The sequence below is a fragment of the Dactylosporangium siamense genome (genome assembly GCF_016862795.1).
Taxonomy (GTDB): domain Bacteria; phylum Actinomycetota; class Actinomycetes; order Mycobacteriales; family Micromonosporaceae; genus Dactylosporangium; species Dactylosporangium siamense.
The window spans coordinates 212513-235823 of the sequence record NZ_BONQ01000077.1; the positions used below are offsets into that span (position 1 = coordinate 212513).

The window sequence follows — 23311 nt, forward strand, 5'->3', positions numbered from 1 at the left end:
GCGGTGCCGGGCGCGAGGCCCAGCACCACGAACGCGAGCAGAGCGAAAACGAACTTCACAGTTTGCCGTTCTTCTTCAACCGGTTCGGGTCCTCGTCGAGCCGGCCGGTGCCCTTCAGTGACTTGCCGGCGTTGGCTTTCACACCGGCGTTGTTGGGAGGCGTCCCACCGAGCCGCACCGTCATCGCGTCCGCGTCACGGGTCAACGTGTCGCGGACCTCGGCCTCGGGCACGAGCTTGGTGGTCAGCAGGTCCCGGAAGGCTTTGAGCTCCTTCAGGGCCTTGGTGTCGTTGCCGTTCGCCTCGGCCTTGCGGGCCTTGGCGAGCTGGTCCGACAGCTGGGTGTACGCCTTGTTCGTCAGCCGGCTCGTCGCCTTGAACCGGTCCAGCAGGTTCTGCATGTCCCGGAACGAGGTGGTGACGAAGAACCGCACGGTGCTGGTGGTGGCGTTGCCGGCGTTGTCGGTGCCGACGACGACCAGCTCGTGCATGCCGAGGTCGAGCTCGTACATGGCCTGCAGGGTGCCGGTCTGGTAGGCGCCGCCGTCCAGCGAACCGGTGACCGACCTGATGCCGGAGACCGGGTCGATGGCCTGCCAGGTGACGCGGACGTCCTGGCTGTCGCCGTAGAGCTGGCCGTCGGCGAGGCCGGCGACGATGACCGTCGGCGCGGTGCCGTCGATCTTCAGGATGGCCGACTTGAGCGTCTCGACGTTGCCGGCCGCGTCGGTGGCCTTGTAGAGCAGCTCGTGCTGGCCGTTGCCGGTCACGTTGACCGGCGTCGTGTACGCCGTCCACGGGCCGCCGTCCAGCGACCACTCCACCTTGGACACGCCGGCGCCGGCGTCGGTGGCGGCGAGCGTCACCGGGGTGGCGCCGTTGTGCCAGCCGGCGTCGGTGGCCGGCGCGAACGCCGCCGTGGTGACCGGCGCGGTCGCGTCGATCTTCACGGTGGTGGTCTGGACGGTCGAGACGTTGCCCGCCTTGTCCGTTGCCCGCGCCTTGACGGTGTGCGTGCCGTCGCCGCTGACCGCGATCGGAGCGGTGTAGGCCGTCCAGGTGCTGTCGGCGTCGAGCTGGTATTCGACCTTGTCGACGCCCGAGCCGCCCGCGTTGTCGGTCGCCGCGAGGGTCACGGTGACCGGGCCGGTGTACCAGCCGGCCGTCGGTGGGACGTCCGAGGAGACGGTGGACGTCACCGTCGGCGCGGTCGTGTCCACCACGGCGGTGCTGAGGTGGAAGTAGTCGAACGCCGCCGGCTTCGACGCCGTCTGTCCGGCGCCGAGGGTGTACAGACCGACCTTGGTCCCGGTCGCCACCGCCGCGTTGGTGAGGGTCTCGAACGCGGTGTAGGTGACGCCGTCCGCCGAGTACGAGGCGGTGTAGACGTTGCCGGCCTTGACCAGGCGCAGGTACCAGACCGAGCCGGTCAGGTTGCTCGCGCCGGGCTGCGGGTTCTGCACGACCCCGCCGATCTCGCTGCGGAACTCGAGCCGCCGCGTGACCGCCTGGCCGGGCTGGTTGTCGGCGACGAAGTCGAGCTTGACGTAGTTGTCGTCATCGCCGTAGACGATCAGGCCGCCCTGCTGGTACTGCTCGTTGAACTGCGAGCCGTCGACCTTCGTGTCGAGCGTGAAGTCACCGGTGGGTGCCTTCTGCAGGATGAAGTTCGTCGGGTTGGTGTTGCCCGCGCCGTAGATGTCGCCGTTGGGGACGTCGACCTGCAGGACACCGTTGGCGACGCGGTACTTCGTGGAGTCCTCCCGCACGATCGCGTTCCACCGGCAGTGGTCCAATGCGGACCCGGTGAACTCGTCGTTCGGGTCGACACTCGCGACCTCGTCCGGCGCCAGCTGGAAGTAGTCGAAGCTCGCGTTGACGACCGGCGCGGTGGTGCCGCCGTTCAGCGCGAACAGACCGATCTTCGGGTTGGCGATGCCGGCGAGCGCCGCCGACCGGCCGACCGGGACGAACGTGGTGCCGTCCGCCGAGTAGGACGCGGTCAGGTTGGTGCCGTCGGAGGCGATCCGCACGTAGTACGTGTCGCCCGCCGGGCCAGCGGTCGCGTCGGCAGCCTCGTTGCGCGGCGTGCCGGCGCTCTCGCGGATGAACTCGATCCGCCGGGAGCCGCTGTAGAGCACGTCGACCTTGGCGTAGTTGTCGTCATCGCCGTAGACGATGAGACCGGCCTGCTGGTAGTTCGCCGTCGTCGGCAGGGTGATCTTCGTGGTGGCCTGCCACGTGCCACTGGGTGCCGGCTGCAGCACCAGGTTGGTGGCGTCGTTGCGGCTGCCGTACAGGTCGCCGGCCATGGTCGGCAGGATCAGCGATCCGCCGCCGACGGAGAACGTCTGGTTCTCCCGGACGACCGTCCACTTCGCACGGTCCAACGCGGATCCGAGGAAGTCGTCGGACTTCGCGCCGAAGCACGACGTGTTCGCCGCCTCGGCCTTCACGGCCACGCTGCTGTACCCCTTCGCCCCGCGGGCGTCGGTGACGGTCAGCGTCGCGATGAAGTTCCCCGCGGCCGTGTAGGTGTGGCTGGCGTTGGCCGTCGTGGCCGTGCCGCCGTCGCCGAAGTCCCACGCGTAGGTCAGCGGCGTGTCGCCCTCGGCGTCGGTCGCCGAGCCGGTGAACGCCACGGTGAACGGCGCCGTCCCGGTCGGCGGGGTGGCGGTCGCGGTGACCACCGGCGGCGCGTTGTCCGTCACGCCCTTGCCGATGAAGTCGACCCAGTTGATGTTGTAGCCGGCTCCGGAACCGGTGGCGATGAAGTACAGCGGGCCGGAGCTGGTGCTGGCGGTGACGTCCACCGTCAGGTCCACATAGGTCTGCCAGCCGCCCGTGCCCGGGACCGCGACGGACCCGACGATCGGGCCGTCCAGTGCGCCGGTGCGGATCTGGATCGTGCCGCCGGTGGCGTTGTTGCTGGCGGCGCGGATCTTCAGCTGGCTGATGCCGGTGAGGTTGGCCGGCGCGAAGGAGAACCAGTCGCCCTCCTCGACGAAGCCGATGTTCTGGAACCCACCCTGCGGGTCCCCGGTCGTCTCCGTCCGCACGCCCGGGTCGCCGCCGGCGGTCGAGCCCGGCACCCGCCCGGTGGCCGCGAAGTACTCGGCCTGCTTGCGCTTGGGCTGCAACTGGACCAGCGACCGCCCGGTGAGCGGCCCGGCGCCACCGGCGCCACCACCGTCCACATAGGAGGCCTCGATGACGGCGAAGACGTCGGCGTCGGCGCCGTGCCCACTGGCCAGGGAGGTCTGGACCGTGCCGCTGCAGCCGGTGTACTGGTTGAGCGGGTGGGCGTGCTCGTCGTGGCCCAGCAGGTACTGGACCTGGACCTTCGAGCAGTCGACCGGGCCGTCCTCGGGGTCGGTCACGGTCACCGTGAACGCGACCTGGTCGCCCCACTGGTAGAAGCCACCGTCGGGCGGCAGCGTGATGGTGACCTTCGGCGCGGTGTTGCCGACCGTGACGGGCACGTTCGCCGTGGCGCTGCGCCCCTCCGAGTCGGTGACGGTCAGCTGGGCGGTGAAGTTGCCGTTGCTGGTGTACGTGTGCGACGGGTTCGGGTCGCTGGACGTACCCCCGTCACCGAACGACCAGGCGAAGGTGATCGTCTGCCCGTCCGGGTCACGGGACCCGGCGCTCGAGAACTGCACGGCGAGCGGGGCGGGGCCGCTGGTCGGGTTGGCCGCGGCCTGCGCGATCGGGGCCCGGTCACCGGCGATGTAGTCGATGCGGTAGACGCCGGAGTCGTCGTTGTTGCCGCCGAAGCCGGTGCCCCACTCGATGAGGTAGAGCGCGCCGTCGGGGCCGAACTCCATGTCCATCGGGCGGATCGTGCTCATGCCGACCAACGCCTGGTTGATGTCCACAAGGGACTTACCGTCGGCGCTGACCTGCATCGTGTAGAGCTTGTTCTGGTTCCACTCGCCGAAGATGGCCTTGCCGTCGTAGTACTGCGGCCACTTCCTCTCCGAGGTGGAGTCCGCGTTGTACCGGTAGACGGGGCCGCCCATGGGTGCGCCACCGCCACCGATCTCGGGGAAGCGCGGGTTGCCGTCGTAGTCGTAGTCGACAGTGGCGGCGATGACCGGCGGCAGGTTCGTCAGGCCGGTGTTGTTGGGCGAGTTGTTGACCGGTGCGGCGCAGTCGAACGCCGGTCCGGCCGGGCCGGACGGGAACGTCCAGTCGCGGTAGGGCACGTTCGCGCCGGTGCAGTACGGCCAGCCGTAGTTGCCGGGCTGCCCGACGATGTTCCACTCGACGGTGTTGCCGGGGCCGCGGTTCGCGTTCGCCTGCGCGGCGTCCGGGCCGTAGTCACCGACGTAGAGCGTGTTCGTCTTCGGGTCGACGCCGATGCGGAACGGGTTGCGGAAGCCCATCGCGAAGATCTCGGGACGGGTCTTCGCGGTGCCGACCGGGAACAGGTTGCCCGACGGGATCGTGTACGTGCCGTCGGCCTGCGGCTTGATCCGGATGACCTTGCCACGCAGGTCGTTGGTGTTGCCGGCGCTGCGCTGCGCGTCGTAGTCCTGCCGGCCGGCCCGCTCGTCGATCGGCGCGTAACCGTCGGACTCGAACGGGTTGGTGTTGTCACCGGTGGCGAGGTACAGGTTGCCGGCGCTGTCGAACGTCATCGTGCCGCCGGCGTGGCAGCACGTGTTGCGCTGGGTGTCGACCTGCAGGACCTGCTTCTCGCTGCTCAGGTCGATCGTGTCACCGACCGCCGTGAACCGGCTCAGGACGTTGCGGGGTCCGCCGCCGTTGGGTGCGTAATACAGGTACACCCAGTGGTTCTGCGCGAAACCCGGGTCGAGCGTGATGCCGAGCAGCCCGTCCTCGTTACCGGTGAAGACCGGGACGGTCGCGGCGGTGACGGTGGTGTGCGTGTCCGGCTTGACGATCTGGACCCGCCCGTCGCGCTCGATGTAGAAGACCCGCCCGTCGGGCGCGACCGCGAGCTCCATCGGGTTGTTGGTGTTGCTGTCCAGCGTGGTCTTCTCGAAGCCGCTGGTCAGCGTGGCGCTGCAGTCGGACTTGAGCACGCCCGCGGCGGTCTCGATGCCGCCGAGCAGGTGCCCGAGGAACAGCGGGTCGGTGTAGGACTCCTGGGTGTGGCCGGCGCCCGTGTACCAGGAGCGCCCGCCGTCGTAGTCGCGGCACCACGCGAACGGGTGGTCGGCGCCCATGGCACCGGTCCCGGGCGTGTAGCTGCTCTCGTCCAGGCTGGCCAGGACGTGCACCTTGCCGCGGGGGTTGGCGCGGAAGTTGTACCACTCGTCGTAGCGGCTCCACCGGTCCGGCAGGTCCTTCGTGGACGGATGCGCCGGGTCCTCGACCTTGATGGTCGCCTGCTGCTGCGCCGGGTGGCTGGTGAAGTAGGCGCCGACGAGCTCGCCGTACCACGGCCAGTCGTATTCGGTGTCGCTCGCGGCGTGCACACCGGCGTAACCGCCGCCGGCCTTGATGTACCGCTCGAACGCGCCCTGCTGGTCGGCGTCGAGCACGTCGCCGGTGGTGGACAGCCAGACGACAACTTCATATTTTGCGAGGTTGGCGTCGGTGAAGGCGCCGGCGTCCTCGGTTGTGTCGACGGTGAAGCCGTTGGCGGCGCCGAGTTGCTGGATGGCGGCGATCCCGGCGGGGATGGCGTCGTGGCGGAAGCCCGCCGTCTTGGAGAAGACGAGGACGTCGAACGGTTCGACGGCCTGGTTCTGCACCGGAGCCTGGACGGGGGCCTGGACCGGGGCGGCTTGTGCGGCGACGGCCGGAAGGGCGACGGCCGCGGTGGCGATGAGGGATATGGAGGCAAGGCTGAGTAGCGCGCGTGACGCGCGCTGGCGGGTGGTGAACACGGAGCTCCTTGTGCGGGGTGGACACAGGTCGCTGCGCGCAACGGTTCGCCGAAAACCGGTGTGCGGATAAAAACCGGGGTTCTCCCGCCGAGGAGTCGTCCGGTCTTCGCGGTGGTTCGTTGTGTTACCTAACAAACTAGCCGCGAGGGCCGCCGCGCGGAAGGGTCGTCTGGTGGTCATACGGTTTCGCCGTGGTTTTCGAAACCGGTCGACCGGTTCCGCGATGGTTTGTGCCGGTCAGCTGATTGCCTGGTGGCATTTCGCCAGCCAGCTCCAGGTGGTTGTACGGCGCTTTCGCGGCCGGCGCCCGGTGGTTGCGCGGTGCTTTTCGCAACCGGCGTCAGTCGGTTGTGCGGTGCTTTTCGCAGCCGGTCAGCGGGGTGTCGAGGGTGGCCAGTGCCGTCGCCGTCGGTGCGTCGGCCGGGGTGTAGACGATCATCCGTAGCTCGGGGGTGCCGGCCAGCTGCATGCTCTGCGTGGCCAGCCGCAGATCGCCGAGGCCGGCGTGCCGGAAGATCTTCAACCGGCCGCGATCACCGACGCCACCCTGTGCGCCGCGGGCCTGCTCGCCACCACCGCTGCCCTGCTCGTCCCCCGCCGCCCGGCCTGAACTGCGGGTATCGACCAACGTGGGTGCGGTGCGCGTGGCGGGGTGGCGGACGGCCGCGCGGATGAGTGCGTGGGGGAGAAGGGGACGCAAGGGTTGAAGAACGAGCGTTCAGTACCGCAGCATGGGGTGTATGGGTGAGCTTGTGGCGCTGCCCAAGTCGGGCGACGTGTTCGAAGACGTGCGGGGCGATGACCGCACCATGCGGGTGACCTGTCACCCGATGCGCGGCACCGTGGTCGTCTCGCTGTGGGTGGACAAGATCTGCCGGGCGTCGTTCCAGCTGGCCGAGGGCGACCTGCCCAGGCTGCGGGCCGCCCTCGACGCGATGGCGTTCGACGCCGAGCCGACGGTGGTGCGGGAGGAGAGCGCCTGACCCGCTCAGGGCAGGTGCAGGACCATGCTCGGTGACGGGTGCTCCAGGACGACCCGGCCGGGCTGGGGCACACCGGTGTCCGGGTCCAGCTCCAGCAGCGTGACGGTGTCGGAGTGCTGGTTGGCCACGACGAGGGCGCCGTCGATCAGGGTGAAGTGGCGCGGCCAGGTGCCGCCCGTCGACACCTCGTCGAGGGGCGAAAGGCCGGCCGGGTGCACCGCGAACGTGGTGATGGTGTCGTTGCCGCGGTTGGCGACGTAGAGCCGCGTGCCGTCCGGGGAGATGAGCAGCTCGCTGGGGAAGTTGTCGCCCGCGGGCGGGACCAGCACGGACGGCTGGACGTCGAGGACGTCGAAGTCCGGGCCCAGGGTGGCGACGGTCGAGGAGAGCTCGTTGGCGACGAGGACCCGGCCGTCCGGGTGCAGCGCGAGGTGCCGCGGGCCGCTGCCCAGCGGGGTCGTGCTCGTGGCGCGCCGGCGTTCGAGGGTGCCGCCGGGCGTCAACCGGTAGTGGATGATCTCGTCCAGGCCGAGGTCGACCACGTACACCATGGCATCGCGGACCGTCACCTGGTGGGCGTGCGGAGCGGACTGCCGGACGGGGTGGACGCTGTGGCCGGCGTGTTGCACCAGGTCGGTGCGGGCCGCCAGGCCGCCGTCGGGGTCGAGGGCGAACACGGAGACGCTGCCGCCCTGGTAGTTGGCGGACAGGACGAACCCGTCGGTGACGGCCAGGTGGCACGGGGAGGCGCCACCGGTCGGCAGCGAGCCCAGCGGGGTGCCGTCGGGCCGGAACGCGGCGACGTGACCCTCGTCGAGCTCGGCGACCGTGTAGATCACACCGGTCGGGCCCGCGGCGAGGTAGGACGGCGAGGAGGCGCGGATCGGTGGACCCGCGGGCTTGAAATCGTCGTCGAAGATCGAGATCTGGTCGGCGTAGGAGCCGATGAGCACTGGCACCCCACCCACCCTAACGGTCCCCGATGGTAGGGCCAGCCCTACCACAAACAGCGGGGCTGCCCGGCTCGCTGTATCCGCGCAGGGCCGAGACGCTGGACACATGACGATCCTGGCCGACCGCACGTCCGACTTCACGACGTTGTCCAAACACATCCGTGCGGCCGGTCTGCTCGACCGCAGGCCCGGGTACTACGCCATCCGGTTCACCCTGGTCGCGGCCCTGTACGTCGGCGGGTGGGCGGCCCTGGCACTCACCGGATCGTCGTGGTGGGCGCTGCTGGTCGGGGCGGTCCTCGCCATCGCGTACGCCCAGGTCGCCCTGGTGGCGCACGACCTCGCGCACAAGCAGGTGTTCCGCGGGCGGCGCGCCTCGGAGGTCATCGGCATGCTGGTGGGCAACCTCGGCATCGGGATGAGCTACGGCTGGTGGATGAACAAGCACACCCGCCACCACGCCAACCCCAACCACGAGGAGCACGACCCGGACGTGGCGCCGGACATCCTGGTCTGGTCGACGCGGCAGGCGAACGAGGCCAAGGGCCTGGCCCGGCTCATCGGCGGCTGGCAGGCGCTGCTGTTCTTCCCCCTGCTGCTGCTGGAGGGGTTCAACCTGCACGTGGCCAGTGCCCGGGCGATCGGCAAGATCAAGCGTTCGAAACTCGAAGGTTTCCTGTTGTACGGGCACTTCGTGCTCTACCTGGTCGCCGTGTTCGCGCTGCTGTCGCCGGGCGTGGCGGTCGCGTTCATCGCCGTGCACCAGGGGCTCTTCGGCCTGTACCTGGGCATGACGTTCGCGCCGAACCACAAGGGCATGCCCACCCTCACCGGTGAGGACGAGCTGGACTACTTGCGCAAGCAGGTCCTGACCTCCCGCAACGTGCGGGGCGGGGTCTGGGTCGACGTGCTGCTCGGCGGCCTGAACTACCAGATCGAGCACCACCTGTTCCCCAACATGCCGACCCCGAACCTGCGCAAGGCCCAGCCGATCGTGGAGAAGTACTGCGCGGAGATCGGCGTCTCGTACCTGTCCGCGTCGTTCGTCGACTCGTACTCGCAGGCGCTGCGCCACCTGCACGCCGCGGGGGCACCGCTGCGCAAGTAGCGCCGCTACGGTGACGTCCATGGATCTTGGCACGGGGGAGCGGTACCGCAGGGGCTGGAAAATCATGCTCGGCTGGTACGCGGCATACGCGGTCGGGTGGATCGTCGCGGTGGTCTGGTACTACTCCAACCTGACCTTCTCCGACACCTGCAATCCGGGCGACCTCTTCTGCGACGAAGAGGGCGACACCTTCATCCTGAAGGTGGCCGCGATCGTGGGCGTGATCGTGCTGTCGCTGTGCCTGGTCCTGTCGTGGGCGCTGCTGCGGATGACCGTGGGATGGCTGCGGCCCGCCCCGCTTGCCGGCACCCTCGCGGCCCTCGCCGGACCGGCCCTGCTCGTGGCGTTGACCTACACCCGGCTGCAGCTCCCGTGAACATGCGAAAGGCCGGCCCCGCGCAGGGGCCGGCCTTTTCACGAAGGGTCAGCGACCGCCGAGCAGCCCGCCGACGAGCGGGAGGTTGCCGCCCGCGATGCCGTTGAGCAGGGGAAGCCCGCCGACGACCGGCAGCGCCTCCTCCGTGGCGGAGTGCCGCGGGCTGTACGCCGTCGAGTGCTTCGGCGCGTAGGTCTTCTCGGTCACCAGCGGCAGCTGGCTCGCCGCCTGCGGCAGGGCGCCCGTGGTCGGCACGAAGCGGTTCGCGACCGCGGTGGTGCTGACGCCGGGGGTCGGGCCGACGCCGCCGATCACCGGGACGCCGGTGACCGAGTCGTTCTTCAGCACGTCACTGCCGCCGAGCGGGAGGTCACCCACGAGCGGCAGGCCACCGGCCGCCTCGGTGCCCTGGATCCGCTGCACCCGCTGGTTGCCCGAGCGCTGGCCCTTGGCGCCGACCGGGATGGCGAAGTCGTCGACCGGCTTGAGCGTGCCCTGCACCGGCAGGCCGCCGACCAGCGGCAGGCCACCCGTGCCGCCGGCGAGACCCCCGACGAGCGGCAGGCCGCCACCCGCCCCGCCGGCACCGCCGACGAGCGGCAGGCCGCCACCCGCGGTGTTGCCCACCGGCAGGCTCGTGGCCTCGGTGCCGACGTTCGGGAACGCGGTGCGGGTGTCGGCGATCGACGTGCCCCGCAGCGTGTCGCCGGCGTCGACCGGCATCCCGGTCATGCCCGGCAGGCCGAACTGCTGCAGCGAACCGACCAGCGGCAGCGCGGCGACGGAGCCCTCGGCCGGCAGGGCGTTGGTCGGCAGGGCGTTGGTCGGCAGGGTCCGGCCCGGCACCGCCGAGATGTTGGAGACCTTGCTCGACGTGGTGCGGGGCAGGCCCAGCATCTCCGTCGGGATCATGTCCAGCACGTTGGGAAGTTGCTGGCTCCCCATCTGCGTCGTGGTGGTGCGGCGACCCGCCTGCGAGCTGCTGGCCGCACTCGTGTCGATGCGCGAGCCGTGTGCCTCGAGCTGCAACGACTGGTTGTTGGGACCCCCGGCGGGCGAGAAGAGATCGTCCAGCTGGCCGGGTACCAGCGAGGCGTCATCGGCATGTGCGGCACCGGCACCGAGCAGCAACATGCCCCCGGCCAAACCGACGGTACCGACCGCCCGGCGAAACCACGTGTTCATCCTCGTAAACCAATCTGGTCGACAAATCCGATCGTCAGTTCAACGACCAACCCGGACAAAGTGACGCGGCAGTTGTCGATCGGACGGGTCATCGGGCGTTGGTGATCATCGTTAGGATCGTCCCGTGGAGTCCGAATCCTGGTTGATGCGTCGGCTCCGCAGCGGGCTGCCCCGCCCTCAGGCGATCACCCGTCCGTGGCGGCTCGGACCCGCCGTCGACCCGAGCCGGCCGCCCCGGACGGCCGCCACGAAACAGATCGTCGTCTGGGGTGACGACCCCCTCGCGTATCGCCTGATCGAGGAGCTGGTCAACCAGTACGGGGTGCACGTCACCGCGATCCTGCCCAGCGTCAACCGCCGGCACGGACCCGAGATCGCCCGCCTGGTGCGCAACAGCGGCGGGCGGATCGTCGAGGCGGACCACGCCGACGGCGACGCCTTCCAGCGCGCCGACCTGGCCGGCGCCGACGCGCTCGCGCTGGTCAGGCAGGACGACATCGGCAACCTCGACGCCGCGTTGCAGGCCCAGGAGATCAATCCCGGGCTCCGGCTCGTCATCCGGATGTTCAACCTGCGCCTCGGCTACAGCCTCCGCCGCCACTTCGCCGACGCCCGGGTGCTGTCCGACGCACAGATGGCGGCGCCCGCGTTCGTGTCGGAGGCGCTGGGCGAGGTCGCGCCGGTCCACGTGCGGGTCGCGCGCCGCACCCTCTTCGTCGCCCGCCGCTCCGAGGTCCGCGCCGAGGACGTGATCTGCGGCCTGGCGGTGACCGCCGAGGACCACGAACCCACGCTGCTGCCCGCCGACCAGGGCGCCGCCGACCTCGTCCTCGCCGTCGCGACCGGTGAGCGGGTCAGCACCGTCATGCCCCGCGAGGACGGCCCGGACAACGCGCCGGTGCGTCGCCGGCCCCGCCGCTGGCGCTGGCTGCGCAACCCCTTCCGGGCCTACCGGGGCCTGGTCGGCCGCCGGCTGTGGACCACCGCGATGATCATGCTCGGTCTGCTCGCCGTCGGCACCGCCATCATCGCGCACTACAAACAGATCTCCTGGTGGGACGCGGCCTACGTGACGCTGCTGTCCGAGCTCGTCGGCGCCGGGCCCGACCTGCAGGCGCGCTGGCCCGAGAAGGTGGTCACGGTCCTGCTCAGCCTGGTCAGCATCGCGTTGATCCCGGTCATCACCGCCGCGGTCGTCGAGGCGGTCGTGAACGCGAAGCTGGCGATCGCGCTCGGCCGGCTGCGCGAGCCGCTGTCCGACCACGTGGTGCTCGTCGGCCTCGGCAACGTCGGCACCCGGGTCATGCACGCGTTCGTCGACCTGGGCGTGCCGGTGGTCGTCATCGACCGCAACGAGAACGCCCGCGGCGCCCAGTCCGCCCGGGACCGCGGCGTGCCGTTCATCGTCGGCGACGCCAGCCGGATCGCCACGCTGCGGGCCGCGTCCGTCGACACCAGCCGGGCCCTCGTCGTGGTCTCCACCGACGACCAGGCCAACCTGGAGGCGGCCCTCGAAAGCCGCGAGCTCAAGCCGGACCTGCGGGTCGTGCTGCGGCTCTTCGACGGTGCCTTCGCCGACCGGGTGCAGCGGGCGTTCGGCATCACCGCGTCGCGCAGTGTCTCGTACCTCGCCGCGCCGGCCTTCGCGGCCGCGCTGCTGGAACGCGAGGTGATCGGCACGATCCCCGTCGACCGCCGGGTACTGTTGCTGGCCGAGGTGCCGGTCGTCGCGGCCTCCGACCTCGACGGTGGCCAGGTCGCGGCGGCGGAGGACGTCGGCGAGGTCCGGGTCCTCGCGGTCACCACCGGCGGCGGCCGGCAGACCGTCTGGGGACCCCCGGCCAGCTACGTGCTGTGCGAAGGGGACCTGCTCATCGTGGTAGCGACCCGGCTGGGCCTGGGCAACCTTTTGGCTCAGACCGGCGGCACGGTCGACCCAACTCCCTGAGTTCCCGCCTCCTCACCCAGGGATCCGTCGTTGAATGGGGCGGATCGCCCGATTTACCCCTAACAGTCCGGGCGGTCCCTTCATGCGGACCATCGGGAGGAATGCGCTCATGCGCCGTAGGGTTTTGCTGGTGACCGGGGTGTGCGCCGTCGTCGCACTCGCCGGGGCAGGTGTCGCGGCCGCGACGTCGTTCGTCCCCGCGCGCCCGCCGGCGACCGCGTTCGCGGCGCCCGCGCACGAGGAGCCCGCACCCGAGCCGTCAGGGGTCCTCGAGGCGATCACGGGCGGCAGCGTCGAACGCACCTCGACGTTCCGTTACCCCGGCGCCGACTACGTGAAGGTGCACTTCTCCCGGCTCCAGCTCGACCCGGGAGACACGGTCAAGGTCGCCGACGCGAGCGGCACCGAGGTCCACCGGTACAGCGGCGAGCAGCTGCGCGACGCGGACAACTGGACGATGTCGGTCTCCGGCGAGTCGGCCACGGTCACCGTCGAGCGGGCCGAGAAGGACCCGCTGGGCATCCGGTCGAAGCTCGACGGCCTCGGCGTCACCGTCGACCGGGTCGCCCGCGGCCAGACGCCCACGGAACGCGCCGACGCCGAGGCCAAGCGCAAGGCCGCCGCGGCCGCCGCCCGGCACGAGGAGAGCATCTGCGGCCGCGACGAGAAGCAGGACGCCGTCTGTTACAAGTCGAGCGATCCCATCGCGTACGCCAACGCCAGGCCCGTCGCCCGCATCCTCATCAACGGCGTCGAGCTGTGCACCGCCTGGCGCCTCGGCGCGAACAACCGCATGATGACCAACGCCCACTGCTTCACCACCACCCGCGAGGCCCGCAACACCGAGGTCTGGTTCAACTACGAGTGCGCCCAGTGCGGCGGCGGCGCCACCCTGCGCCCCACCAAGGTCATGGCCGACCAGGTCCTCTCCACCGACGACGTCCTCGACTACACCCTGTTCACGGTCCGCAACTTCGACGCGATCTCCCGCTTCGGCTACCTGCAGCTGGACGACCGTGCCCCGGTCCGCGGCGAGGAGCTGTACATCCCGCAGCACCCCCGCGGCATGCCGACCGTCATCACCACCCACGACACCAGCGAGCGCAGCGGCAACTGCGCCGTCGCCAACCCCGCCTACGACGGCTACGACGTCGACACCGACATGTCGTACTACTGCGACACCGACGGCGGCTCCTCCGGCTCGCCGGTCATCTCCCGCCGCACCAACAAGGTCATCGCCCTGCACCACTTCGGCGGCTGCCCCAACTCCGGCGTCCGCATGGACCACATCGCCGCGGACATCAGGAATCTTCTGTAGAGGTCTCGTGTTCAGGGCCGGGTCCGTTTCGCGCCGTCGGGTAGGTTTTCCGGCATGCGGAACGTGCGCCCGGCCCTGTGGTTCGACCTGGTGCTCCTGGCACTCTTCGCCGCGATCACGGTCGCCCTCGCGCTGCGCACCCCGCTGCTGTCCGTCGACCTCGCCGTCCGCGACCTGGTCGACGCGCACCGCCCTACCTGGGCCTACTGGACCGCCCGCGTCTTCAACTACCTCGGCCAGGGCGGCCAGGTCCTCACCCCCCTGGCCGTGCTGACCGCGGTGTACGTCGGCTGGCGCACCCACTCCGTGCGCCCCGCCTTGCCGGTCATCGCCGGCTACGCCATCACGTACCTGACGATCGGCCCGCTGAAGCTGTGGACCGACCGCACCGCGGCCAGTGATCACAAGGTCGTCCACCCCGAGTACCTGTTCCACGTGCCGACCGGGATGTCATACCCCTCGGGACACGTGGTCAACGCGATCGTCTGGTACGGCGTGCTCGCCATCCTCCTCGGCGGTCTCCTGCGCCCCGGCCAGCTGCGCGTCATCCGCTACGGCGCCCCGGCCGTCGTGCTGTTCACCACGACGTACCTGAGCTTCCACTGGGTCACCGACGGCCTCGCCGCCATCTGCCTCGGCATCGTCCTGGACCGCGTCCTGCAACGCGTCCCCTGGAACGCCATCCCCCTGCCGTCCTGGTTCACGACCCGCGGCTGGTCCGGCCCGATCGCATATTGACCTTGGAGACTTTGTCTCGTCCTGGCAAGACAAAGTCTCCAAGGTCAACCTGAGTCGCTAGAGCCAGGTGCCGGCGCGCATCACGCGGGCGACGTGAAGGGACTCGTCGAGGACGACGAGGTCGGCGCGCAGGCCGGGGCGCAGGGTGCCGAGCTCGTCGCCGAGGCCGATCGCGGCGGCCGGGGTGGTCGAGGCCATCCGGGCGGCGTCCACGAGGGACAGGCCGGCGCCGGCCGCGCGGCGGAAGGCGGCGTCCATGGTGAGGGTGCTGCCGGCGATCGAGCCGTCGCGGGTCAGGCGGGCCACGCCGTCGGCGACCGCGACGCCCTGGCCGCCGAGGTCGTACTCGCCGTCGGGCATGCCGGCGGCGGCCATCGCGTCGGTGATGAGGGCGGCGCGGGCCGGGCCGGTGACGGAGACCGCGAAGGCGAGGGTGCCGTCGTGCAGGTGCACCCCGTCCGCGACGAACTCGCAGGTGATCGGGGCGGCGCCGAGCAGCGCGAAGACCGGGCCGGGCTGGCGGTGGTGCGGCGGGCGCATGCCGTTGAAGACGTGGGTGCCGACCGTCGCGCCGGCCTCGACGCCCGCGAGGGTCTCCTCCCAGGTGGCGTCGGTGTGGCCGATGGCGGCCACGACGCCGCGGGAGACGAGCAGCTTGATCGCGTCGAGCGCGCCGGGCAGCTCCGGGGCGACGGTGACCATGCGCACGGCGCCGTCGCCGGCGTCGATGAGGGCGGTGAGCTCGTCGAGGGACGGGTGGCGCAGGAACGCCGGGTTCTGCGCGCCGCAGCGGGCCTGCGACAGGTACGGCCCCTCGAAGTGCACGCCGGCCAGCACACCCTCGGTGACCAGTGGCGCGAAGGCCTTCGTGGCCGACAGCATCAGGTCCGGGGGCGAGGTGACGAGACTCGCCAGCAGCGTGGTCGTGCCGTGGCGGAGGTGGTACGCGGCCGCGGTGCGGGCGGCGTCCGGATCGCCGGTCGTGAAGGTGGCGCCACCGCCGCCGTGGACGTGGATGTCGACGAACCCGGGCACGACGGTGGACCGGTCGGCACCCGGCTCGGCCGGACCGACCTCGGCGATGCGGTCACCCTCGATCCGCACGAAGCCGTCCTCGATCACGCGGTCACCCGCGATCACCCGTACGCCGGACACCACCGTCATCGCGTTCCTCCTGTGCTGTTGTCGTGCAGGCTGTCCAGTGCGAGCAGGGCGGCGCCGAGGCAGCCGGCCTCGTCGCCGAGCGCGGCGCGGGTGATGGTCGGCTCGCGGTGGAACGTCACGCGCGCATGGACCCCTGCCCGCAACGGGGCGAGCAATGCCTCGCCGGCCTCGGCGAGCCCGCCGCCGAGGACGATGACCGCCGGGTCGAACAGCGCGATGCCGGTCATCAGGCCGTCGGCGAGGGCGTCGATCGTCTCCTGCCACACGGCGACCGCTGTCTCGTCGCCGAGCGCGGCGAGCCGGGCGACCTCTTCGGCGGTGGCGGGGCGGCCGGCCCGCTCGCCGTACCGGCGACCGACCGCCGACGCGGAGGCGATCGACTCGAGGCAGCCGCGCTGACCGCAGCCGCACATCGGTCCGTCGGGGCGCACCACGATGTGGCCGATCTCGCCCGCGGCACCGTGCGCGCCGGTGTAGACCTGCCCGTTGACCACGTTGGCCGCGGCGATGCCGGTGCCGATGGGAATGACCAGCACATACGAGTGGCCCCGGCCGGCGCCCAGCCGTGCCTCGGCGAGCCCGCCGGCGCGCACGTCGTGGCCCAGCGCGGCGGGCAGGCCGAGGCGCTCCTCCAGCAGGGCCTTGAGCGGCACGTCCCGGAAGCCGACGTTCGCGGCCCAGACGGCGATCCCGTTGTGCTCGTCGATCACGCCGGGGACGGCCAGGCCGGCGGCTCGCGGCTCGAGGCCCTTCGCGCGCGCGGTGGTGGCGAGGCCTTCGGCGATGTCCAGGATCGTCGCGATCACCGCCTCGGGTCCGCGCTCCCGGCCGGTGGCGTGCCGCTCGGCGTGCAACACCGTCGTGTCGCCTTCGGCGCCGACCAGCGCACACTTGATCCCGGTGCCCCCGACATCGAGGGCGATCACGGTCTGCGTCATGTGTAGCTCGTCCTCGCGCTGATCGATAGGGCATGAAACCGGGCGGGTTCGCGCATCATTGCGCACTCCTCCGCCGGCTGGCAACCGTAGCCCTCGGGTTAGTTCGAGCAGTTGCCTTTGCGTTTACCCGTAGTTTCGCGCATTATTGTGCACACATCTCGCACCGTACGCGCAGGGAGGGGCTTCGTGGACCGCTATGCGCGCTGGAACGCGCTCCTCGAGATCCTCACCGACAGCGGGCGGATCAGCGTCGAGGACGCGGCCGAACGCCTCGACGTCTCGCAGGCGACGATCCGCCGCGACTTCGACCAGCTCGCGCAGCAGCAGATGATCACCCGTACCCGCGGCGGGGCGGTCGCCAACGGCGTCTCGTATGACCTGCCGCTGCGGTACAAGACGGCGAAGCACGCCCCCGAGAAGCAGCGGATCGGCGCCGCGGCGGCCGCGCTGGTCTCCCCGGGCATGGTGGTCGCCCTCAACGGCGGCACGACGACCACCGAGGTCGCCCGCGCCCTGGCCGTGCGCCCCGAGCTGACCGGCGGGGTCGACGACGCCCAGCTCACCGTGGTCACCAACGCGCTCAACATCGCCAACGAGCTGCTCGTGCGCTCCCGCATGAAGATCGTGGTGACCGGTGGCGTGGTCCGCCCGCAGTCCTTCGAGCTCGTCGGCCCGCTCGGCGGCAACATCCTGCGCGACGTCACCCTGGACATCGCCCTGCTCGGCGTCGACGCGCTGGACGTGACCCTCGGCGCGGCCGCCCACCACGAGGGCGAGGCGGCGATGAACAGCCTCATGGTCGCCCGCGCCCGCCGGGTCGTCATCATCGCCGACAGCTCCAAGCTCGGCGGCCACGCGTTCGCCCGCATCTGCCCGATCGACCGTATCGACACGCTGGTCACGGACTTCAACGCGACGCCGGAGACCCTGGCCGCCTTCACCGCCGCCGGCGTCAAGATCGTGACCGCGTAGCCCTCCTCGGGTGCGGGCGATCACCGGGACGCGCCGGTAGGCTGGGCGGACCCCTTGCCGGCCCTTTCCGGCCTTCCGGCCTTTCGTATCGCAGCTTTGGAGCGACGATGAAGCGCGACGACCTCGCCGCCGCTCGTATCCCGACGCAGCCGTCCCAGGACCCCGACGACTTCGTCGACACCGACCTGGCCGTGGACCCGGGCGACGACGTCGAGGCGCTGGACGTCGAGGCGCTGGACGTCGAGGCGTTGGATGTCGAGGCGGCGGACGTCGCGGCGCTGGACGTCGCGGCGGCCGAGGAGCCGCCGGACCTGGACGACCGGAGCAAGCAGATCCTGGACTTCGAGCGGCAGTGGTGGCGCCAGGCGGGCTCCAAGGAGCAGGCCGTCCGCGACACGTTCAACCTGTCCGCGACGCGCTACTACCAGCTGCTCAACGCGCTGCTCGACAATCCCCTGGCCCTGGCCCACGACCCGATCGTCGTCCAGCGCCTGCGCCGCCTGCGCGCCTCCAGGTCCCGCCGCCGCTGACCCGACTTCCGTGATCCGGACGACCTTGTGCACCCAGAGGGGTACACAAGGTCTTCCGGATCATGAGAAGTAGGGGTCAGCGGGACTGTTGCTGCTCGGCGTAGGCGGCGAGCCAGGCGACCTGGGTCGGGTCCAGCGAGGGGCGGACGCGTTCGCGGGCGAGGGCCACGTGGGCGGCGGTGACCTCGGTGGCCTCCAGGGACTCGCGCATCGCGGCCAGGGCCGACTCGCGGATCAGGGCCGTGCAGTCCGCGGCCGAGAACCGGTCCAGGCTCGCCGCCAGGGTTTTCAGGTCGACGTCGGCGGCGAGGGGGACGGACTTCGACGCGGCGCGGAGGATCTCGGCGCGGGCGTCGGCGTCCGGGGGCGGGACGAAGACGAGGCGTTCGAGCCGGCCGGGGCGCAGCAGCGCCGGATCGACCAGGTCGGGGCGGTTGGTGGCGCCGATGACGACGACATTGCGCAGGGACTCGACGCCGTCGAGCTCGGTGAGCAGGGCGGCCACGACCCGGTCGGTGGTGCCGCCGTCGGTGGCCTGGCCGCGGGTCGGGGCGAGAGCGTCGACCTCGTCGAGGAAGACAAGGGTGGGCGCCGCCTCGCGGGCGCGGCGGAACAGCTCGCGGACGGCGCGCTCGCTCTCGCCGACCCACTTCGACAGCAGCTCGGCGCCCTTGACCGACAGGACGTTGGCCTTGCCGGTGCCGGCGATCGCCTTGACCAGGAAGGTCTTGCCGCAGCCGGGCGGGCCGTAGAGCAGGACGCCACGCGGCGGCTCGACGCCGAGGCGGGAGAAGGCGTCCGGGTAGGACAGCGGCCACAGGACGGACTCGGTGAGGGTCTGCTTCACCTCGACCATGTCGCCGACGTCGTCGAGGGTCACCTTGGCCAGCTCCAGGGAGGACTCGGCCATCGAGGTGGGACGCACGACCTCCAGGGCGGCTTCGAAGTCGGCCATCAGCACGCTAGGCGGCTCGGCTTCGCGGCGGTGGCGCAGCGCTGCCCGCACACCGGCCTCGCGGGCCAACGCGGCCAGGTCCGCGGCGACGAAGCCCGGGGTGCGGGCGGCGACCTCGTCGAGCTGGACGCCGTCGTCGAGGGGCATGCCGCGGGTGAGGACGGTGAGCTGTTCGCGGCGCCGGGCGGCGTCGGGGAGCGGGACCGCGATCTCGTGCGCCAGCAGGCCGGGGGAGTGCAGGGCGGGGTCGACGGACTCGGGGCGGCTGGTGGTGCACACGACGGCCTCGCCCTCGCGGACGAGCTCGCCGATCAGCTGGCGGAACACGGTCGACAGGGGGCCGGGCTGGTCGCGCGGGGCGAGGGCCTCGACGTCGGCGACCAGCAGGATCGCCGGGCCGGGCGCGCGCACCTCGCCGGCGGCCTTGCGGAGCCTGGCGGCGGCGTCGTTGTTGGTGAGCGCCGCGAGCTCCGGGGCCCACAGCGGCACGACCCGGGCCTGCACGCTGGTCGCGACGACGTGGACGAGGTCGGACTTGCCGGAGCCGGCGGGGCCGGTCACCAGCACCCCCAGCGACACCGTGGTGCCGAGCTTCGCCAGGACGTCGCCGTGGTGGAAGCCGAGGTCGAGCAGCTCGATCAGCTGCTCCGCCTGCGCGCGCAGCCCGGGAAGGTCGTCCAGCGACGGTGCGCTCTCCTCGACAGCGGGCGTGGTGATCACACTGCCCGGGGCGTGCTGCCAGCCGGTCGTGGTGATCACACTGCCCGGGGCGTGCGTGGCGTGTCCGTGCTGCCAGCCGACCGCGGTGTCCATGGTGACCAGCGCGCCCGGGTCGGGGTCGGCGGCCACGACGGTGAGCAGGGCACTGGTCCAGGCGTATCCGACGGTGTTGGACAGGCTGCGCCTGGCCGCCTCGAAGACGCCGGGGTCCAGCGAGGTCAGCGACACGTCCTGCGGCAGCAGCGACACGTTGTCGCCGACGGTGACGACCTTGCCGAGCAGCGCCAGCCGCAGCATCTCCGGGGACACGACCGCGGCGATCTGCGCCGGTCCGGCCAGGGTCACCGTCGCCGCCGCCCGCAACGGCGCGGCGGACACCGTCACCTGGCCGCCGTCGCGCAGGCCCAGGTTGCCCAGCAGCAGGTCGTCGGCGTAGAGCAGGGCGCGGCTGGCGGTGGCCTCGGCGACCGCGGCGATCCCGGCCGACCCGCGCCGGCCGGTGAGCAGGATCGGGTCACCGGCGCGCAGCCCCAGCGCGGCGAGCACCTCGGGGTGGAGCCGGACCACGCCACGGCGGGCGTCCAGCGCCGCTGGGCGCAGGCTGGCGGTGAGCGTCAACGTCGCGGACACGGGACCGAGCGTATAACCAGACCGCTTGCCGGAAAGGGCGCCTGAGGCGGCCGCTTGCTGAGAAGGGGCTGAGGAATGCGTCAGGCGGCAACATCGGTTGCGTACGTTTGGCCGATGCGTCTCTTACCGCGTCTCAACCGGCGCAGGGTCATCGCCGGGTCGGTGGTCACCCTGCTGCTGGTCGGCCTGGTCGGCTGGGCGGTCATCCCCTCGCCCGCCACGTTCCGCACCGAGGAGCAGCGCATCACCGTGCGCACCGGCCCCGACGACGCGACCGAGGTGACCCTCGACACGACGCTGTACCTGCCCAAGAAGAGCGGCCGGAAACCGGCGATCCTGCTCGCGCACGGCTTCGGCGGCACCAAGCAGAGCGTGAAGTCCGACGCCGAGGACTTCGCCGACCTCGGCTACGCGGTGCTCACCTGGACCGCGCAGGGCTTCGGCCGCTCGACCGGTGAGATCCACGTCAACAGCCCCGACTGGGAGGTCAAGGACGCGGCCCGGCTGCTCGACTGGCTCGCCGCCCGCCCGGACATCCAGACCGACGCGGCCGGCGACCCGCGCGTGGCCGCGGTCGGCGGCTCCTACGGCGGCGCGCTGGCGCTGCTGCTCGCCGCGCAGGACCAGCGGGTCGACGCGATCGTCCCAATGATCACCTGGAACGACCTGTCCCGGGTCTTCCTGCCCGAGTCGACCGGCCAGGGCCCCGCGGCCGGGGTGTTCAAGAAGCAGTGGGCCGGCCTGTTCTTCGGCTCCGGCAGCGCGACGACCGACCTGCTGAATGCCGCGCCGCAACGGACACCCACCGGCGACGCGCAGTGTGGGCGGTTCGCCCGGGACATCTGCAACGCCTACCTCGACATCGCCACCACCGGCAAGGCCGACGAGGACGCGATCGCCCTGCTGCGGCGGTCCAGCCCGGCGCCGGTCCTGGACCGGATCAAGGCGCCGACGCTGCTCATCCAGGGGCAGGTCGACACCCTGTTCCCGCTGAGCGAGGGCGACGCCAACGCCCGTGGCATCGCCGCCGCCGGCACGCCGGTGCGGGTCGCCTGGTTCACCGGCGGCCACGACGGCGGCACCGGCCCGCAGTCCGAGGTCGACCGGCTGCGGTTCCTGACGGCGCAGTGGCTCGACCACTACGTCAAGGGCAACGGCAAGGCGCCGGAGAACAGCTTCACCTACTCGCGGGTGTCCGGCCTCAACGCCCAGGGCCGCGGGCTGGTCACGGCGGCCTCGTCGCTGGACACGTATCCGGGCGTCGCCGGCACGTCCACCGCCGGTGTGGCGCTCACCGGCGGGCCGCAGGACATCGCCAACCCGCCCAACGGCAACCCGGCGGCGATCTCCTCGCTGCCGATCGCCAACATCGCGAGCCTGCTCGGCGCCGGCGTCTCCGCCGAGATCGACGGGCAGCACGCCGACTACACCTCCGAGCCGCTGCCCGCGAAGCTCGACGTGGCGGGCGCGCCGACCGTGCGCATCCGGGCCGCGTCGCCGACGGGTGAGGCGGTGCTCTTCGTCAAGCTCTACGACGTGCCCGCGAAGGGCGCCCCGTCGATCCCGGACGGGCTGATCGCGCCGGTGCGGCTGACCGGGCTGCCCACGAGCATCGCGGACGCGCGGCCGGTCACCGTGACCCTGCCCGCCGTCGTGCACCGCTTCGAGGCGGGCAGCCGGGTGCGGATCACGATCGCCTCCGCCGACACCGCCTACTCCTCGCCGGTGGACCCGGTCGTCTACCAGGTCGCCGCCGACGGGACGCTGACACTGCCGAACGTCGCCGGCACGCCGATCGCCAACCCGGACGTCATCTGGCGATACGTCCTCGCCGCGCTCGTCGCGCTCATCGCGATCGGGCTCACCGTCACGATCCTGATCGCCCGGGCCCGGGGCCGGCGCATCGAACGCCGCGTCGACGCCGACCTCGCCGACACGCCCCTCGTCGTGCGGGGGCTGCGCAAGACGTACGGGGACTTCGTCGCCGTCGCGAAGGTCGACTTCACCGTCCAGCGCGGCCAGGTCGTCGGCCTCCTCGGCCCCAACGGCGCCGGCAAGACGACGTCGCTGCGGGTCCTGATGGGGCTGACCCGGCCGACCCAGGGCGAGATCCTCGTCTTCGGCCACCAGCTCCTGCCCGGTGCGCCGGTGCTGTCCAGGGTCGGCGCGCTGGTCGAGGGGCCGGGCTTCCTGCCACACCTGACCGGTCTGCAGAATCTGCGCCTGTACTGGGCCGCGACCGGCCGCCCCACCGAGGACGCCCACTTCGACGAGGCGTTCGAGATCGCGGGCCTCGGCACGGCCGTGAACCGGCGGGTGAAGACCTACAGCCACGGCATGCGCCAGCGCCTGGCCATCGCGCAGGCCATGCTCGGCCTGCCGGAGCTGCTCGTCCTCGACGAACCCACCGACGGCCTCGACCCGCCGCAGATCGCCGAGATGCGCAAGGTGCTGCGCCGGTACGCGACCGGCGGCCGGGCCGTCCTGGTCTCCAGCCACCTCCTCGCCGAGGTCGAGCAGACGTGCACCGACGTCGTCGTCATGCACCGGGGTGAGGTCGTCGCGGCCGGCAAGGTCGACGACATCGTCGGCGACTCCCCGACCGTCCAGCTCGACGTGTCCGACGTGGACGCCGCCGAGAAGGTCCTCGAGGAGCTCGAAGGGGTCCGCTCGGTCGCCTGGTCCGGCGGCAGCGGCCTGGTCGTCGACATCGACGGCGTGCCCAGGTCCGAGGTCGTCGCCGCGCTCGTGCGGGCCGGCATCGGGATCGACCGGGTGACACCGCGGCGGCGGCTCGAAGACGCGTTCCTGTCGTTGGTCGGCGGCGACACCAAGGCCAGCGGGGAGCGGTCATGACCGGCCAGCGGAGCGTCTCGGGCCGGTCATCAGGAGTTCAGTGTCAGGGCATGCGCCCGGAGCGGAGTGAGGACGCA

Annotated in this window: 16 protein-coding genes; 9 read left to right on the forward strand and 7 right to left on the reverse strand. The window is 71.5% G+C overall.

What is annotated here, in order from left to right; all coding sequences use genetic code 11:
• Positions 1-55 precede the first annotated feature (55 nt).
• Positions 56-5860, reverse strand: a complete 5805-nt coding sequence (locus Dsi01nite_RS24890) for a ThuA domain-containing protein (protein ID WP_239136143.1) — start codon at positions 5858-5860, stop codon at positions 56-58.
• A 340-nt stretch (positions 5861-6200) separates the two neighbouring features.
• A complete protein-coding gene (locus tag Dsi01nite_RS24895; RefSeq protein WP_239136144.1) occupies positions 6201-6488 on the reverse strand; it encodes an MmyB family transcriptional regulator in 288 nt (95 codons plus the stop codon).
• A 112-nt stretch (positions 6489-6600) separates the two neighbouring features.
• On the opposite strand from Dsi01nite_RS24895, the gene Dsi01nite_RS24900 reads away from it, so the two are divergent.
• Positions 6601-6843, forward strand: coding sequence for a hypothetical protein (locus tag Dsi01nite_RS24900; protein ID WP_203848659.1), 243 nt, complete (start codon positions 6601-6603; stop codon positions 6841-6843).
• A gap of 5 nt (positions 6844-6848) precedes the next feature.
• Here the strand turns inward: Dsi01nite_RS24900 and Dsi01nite_RS24905 are convergent, their stop codons facing one another.
• Positions 6849-7802, reverse strand: a complete 954-nt coding sequence (locus Dsi01nite_RS24905) for a lactonase family protein (protein WP_203848660.1) — start codon at positions 7800-7802, stop codon at positions 6849-6851.
• A gap of 100 nt (positions 7803-7902) precedes the next feature.
• On the opposite strand from Dsi01nite_RS24905, the gene Dsi01nite_RS24910 reads away from it, so the two are divergent.
• Positions 7903-8904, forward strand: coding sequence for a fatty acid desaturase family protein (locus Dsi01nite_RS24910; RefSeq protein WP_203848661.1), 1002 nt, complete (start codon positions 7903-7905; stop codon positions 8902-8904).
• A 19-nt stretch (positions 8905-8923) separates the two neighbouring features.
• The gene (locus tag Dsi01nite_RS24915; protein ID WP_203848662.1) at positions 8924-9280 is read left to right on the forward strand and encodes a hypothetical protein; all 357 of its coding nucleotides are present in this window, start codon (positions 8924-8926) and stop codon (positions 9278-9280) included.
• Positions 9281-9328: 48 nt separating this feature from the next.
• Here the strand turns inward: Dsi01nite_RS24915 and Dsi01nite_RS24920 are convergent, their stop codons facing one another.
• Positions 9329-10465: a hypothetical protein gene (locus tag Dsi01nite_RS24920; protein WP_203848663.1), complete on the reverse strand. Its 1137-nt coding sequence runs from the start codon at positions 10463-10465 to the stop codon at positions 9329-9331.
• A 124-nt stretch (positions 10466-10589) separates the two neighbouring features.
• On the opposite strand from Dsi01nite_RS24920, the gene Dsi01nite_RS24925 reads away from it, so the two are divergent.
• The 3 genes from Dsi01nite_RS24925 to Dsi01nite_RS24935 all read left to right on the forward strand — a co-directional run bounded on the left by Dsi01nite_RS24925 (position 10590) and on the right by Dsi01nite_RS24935 (position 14469).
• Positions 10590-12413, forward strand: coding sequence for a potassium channel family protein (locus Dsi01nite_RS24925; RefSeq protein WP_239136145.1), 1824 nt, complete (start codon positions 10590-10592; stop codon positions 12411-12413).
• A 130-nt stretch (positions 12414-12543) separates the two neighbouring features.
• Positions 12544-13731, forward strand: coding sequence for a trypsin-like serine peptidase (locus tag Dsi01nite_RS24930; protein WP_239136146.1), 1188 nt, complete (start codon positions 12544-12546; stop codon positions 13729-13731).
• Positions 13732-13785: 54 nt separating this feature from the next.
• Positions 13786-14469, forward strand: a complete 684-nt coding sequence (locus tag Dsi01nite_RS24935; protein ID WP_203848665.1) for a phosphatase PAP2 family protein — start codon at positions 13786-13788, stop codon at positions 14467-14469.
• 57 nt (positions 14470-14526) lie between these two features.
• On the opposite strand, the gene nagA is transcribed toward Dsi01nite_RS24935, so the two are convergent.
• Positions 14527-15633 (reverse strand): N-acetylglucosamine-6-phosphate deacetylase, encoded by a 1107-nt coding sequence (gene nagA / locus Dsi01nite_RS24940; protein WP_203848666.1) that lies wholly within the window; start codon positions 15631-15633, stop codon positions 14527-14529.
• Positions 15630-16571 carry an ROK family protein gene (locus Dsi01nite_RS24945; RefSeq protein WP_203848667.1) on the reverse strand — a complete coding sequence of 314 codons (942 nt, stop codon included), beginning with the start codon at positions 16569-16571 and terminating at the stop codon, positions 15630-15632. The genes nagA and Dsi01nite_RS24945 overlap by 4 nt, the downstream gene beginning before the upstream one ends.
• A gap of 186 nt (positions 16572-16757) precedes the next feature.
• On the opposite strand from Dsi01nite_RS24945, the gene Dsi01nite_RS24950 reads away from it, so the two are divergent.
• Positions 16758-17543 (forward strand): DeoR/GlpR family DNA-binding transcription regulator, encoded by a 786-nt coding sequence (locus Dsi01nite_RS24950; protein WP_203848668.1) that lies wholly within the window; start codon positions 16758-16760, stop codon positions 17541-17543.
• A 107-nt stretch (positions 17544-17650) separates the two neighbouring features.
• On the forward strand, positions 17651-18073 hold the full coding sequence (locus tag Dsi01nite_RS24955; protein ID WP_203848669.1) for a DUF3263 domain-containing protein: 423 nt from the start codon (positions 17651-17653) through the stop codon (positions 18071-18073).
• Positions 18074-18149: 76 nt separating this feature from the next.
• On the opposite strand, the gene Dsi01nite_RS24960 is transcribed toward Dsi01nite_RS24955, so the two are convergent.
• Positions 18150-20378: an AAA family ATPase gene (locus Dsi01nite_RS24960; protein WP_203848670.1), complete on the reverse strand. Its 2229-nt coding sequence runs from the start codon at positions 20376-20378 to the stop codon at positions 18150-18152.
• A gap of 114 nt (positions 20379-20492) precedes the next feature.
• Here Dsi01nite_RS24960 and Dsi01nite_RS24965 point away from each other — a divergent pair, with 114 nt between their 5' ends.
• A complete protein-coding gene (locus Dsi01nite_RS24965) occupies positions 20493-23234 on the forward strand; it encodes an alpha/beta fold hydrolase (protein ID WP_203848671.1) in 2742 nt (913 codons plus the stop codon).
• Positions 23235-23311 lie beyond the last annotated feature (77 nt).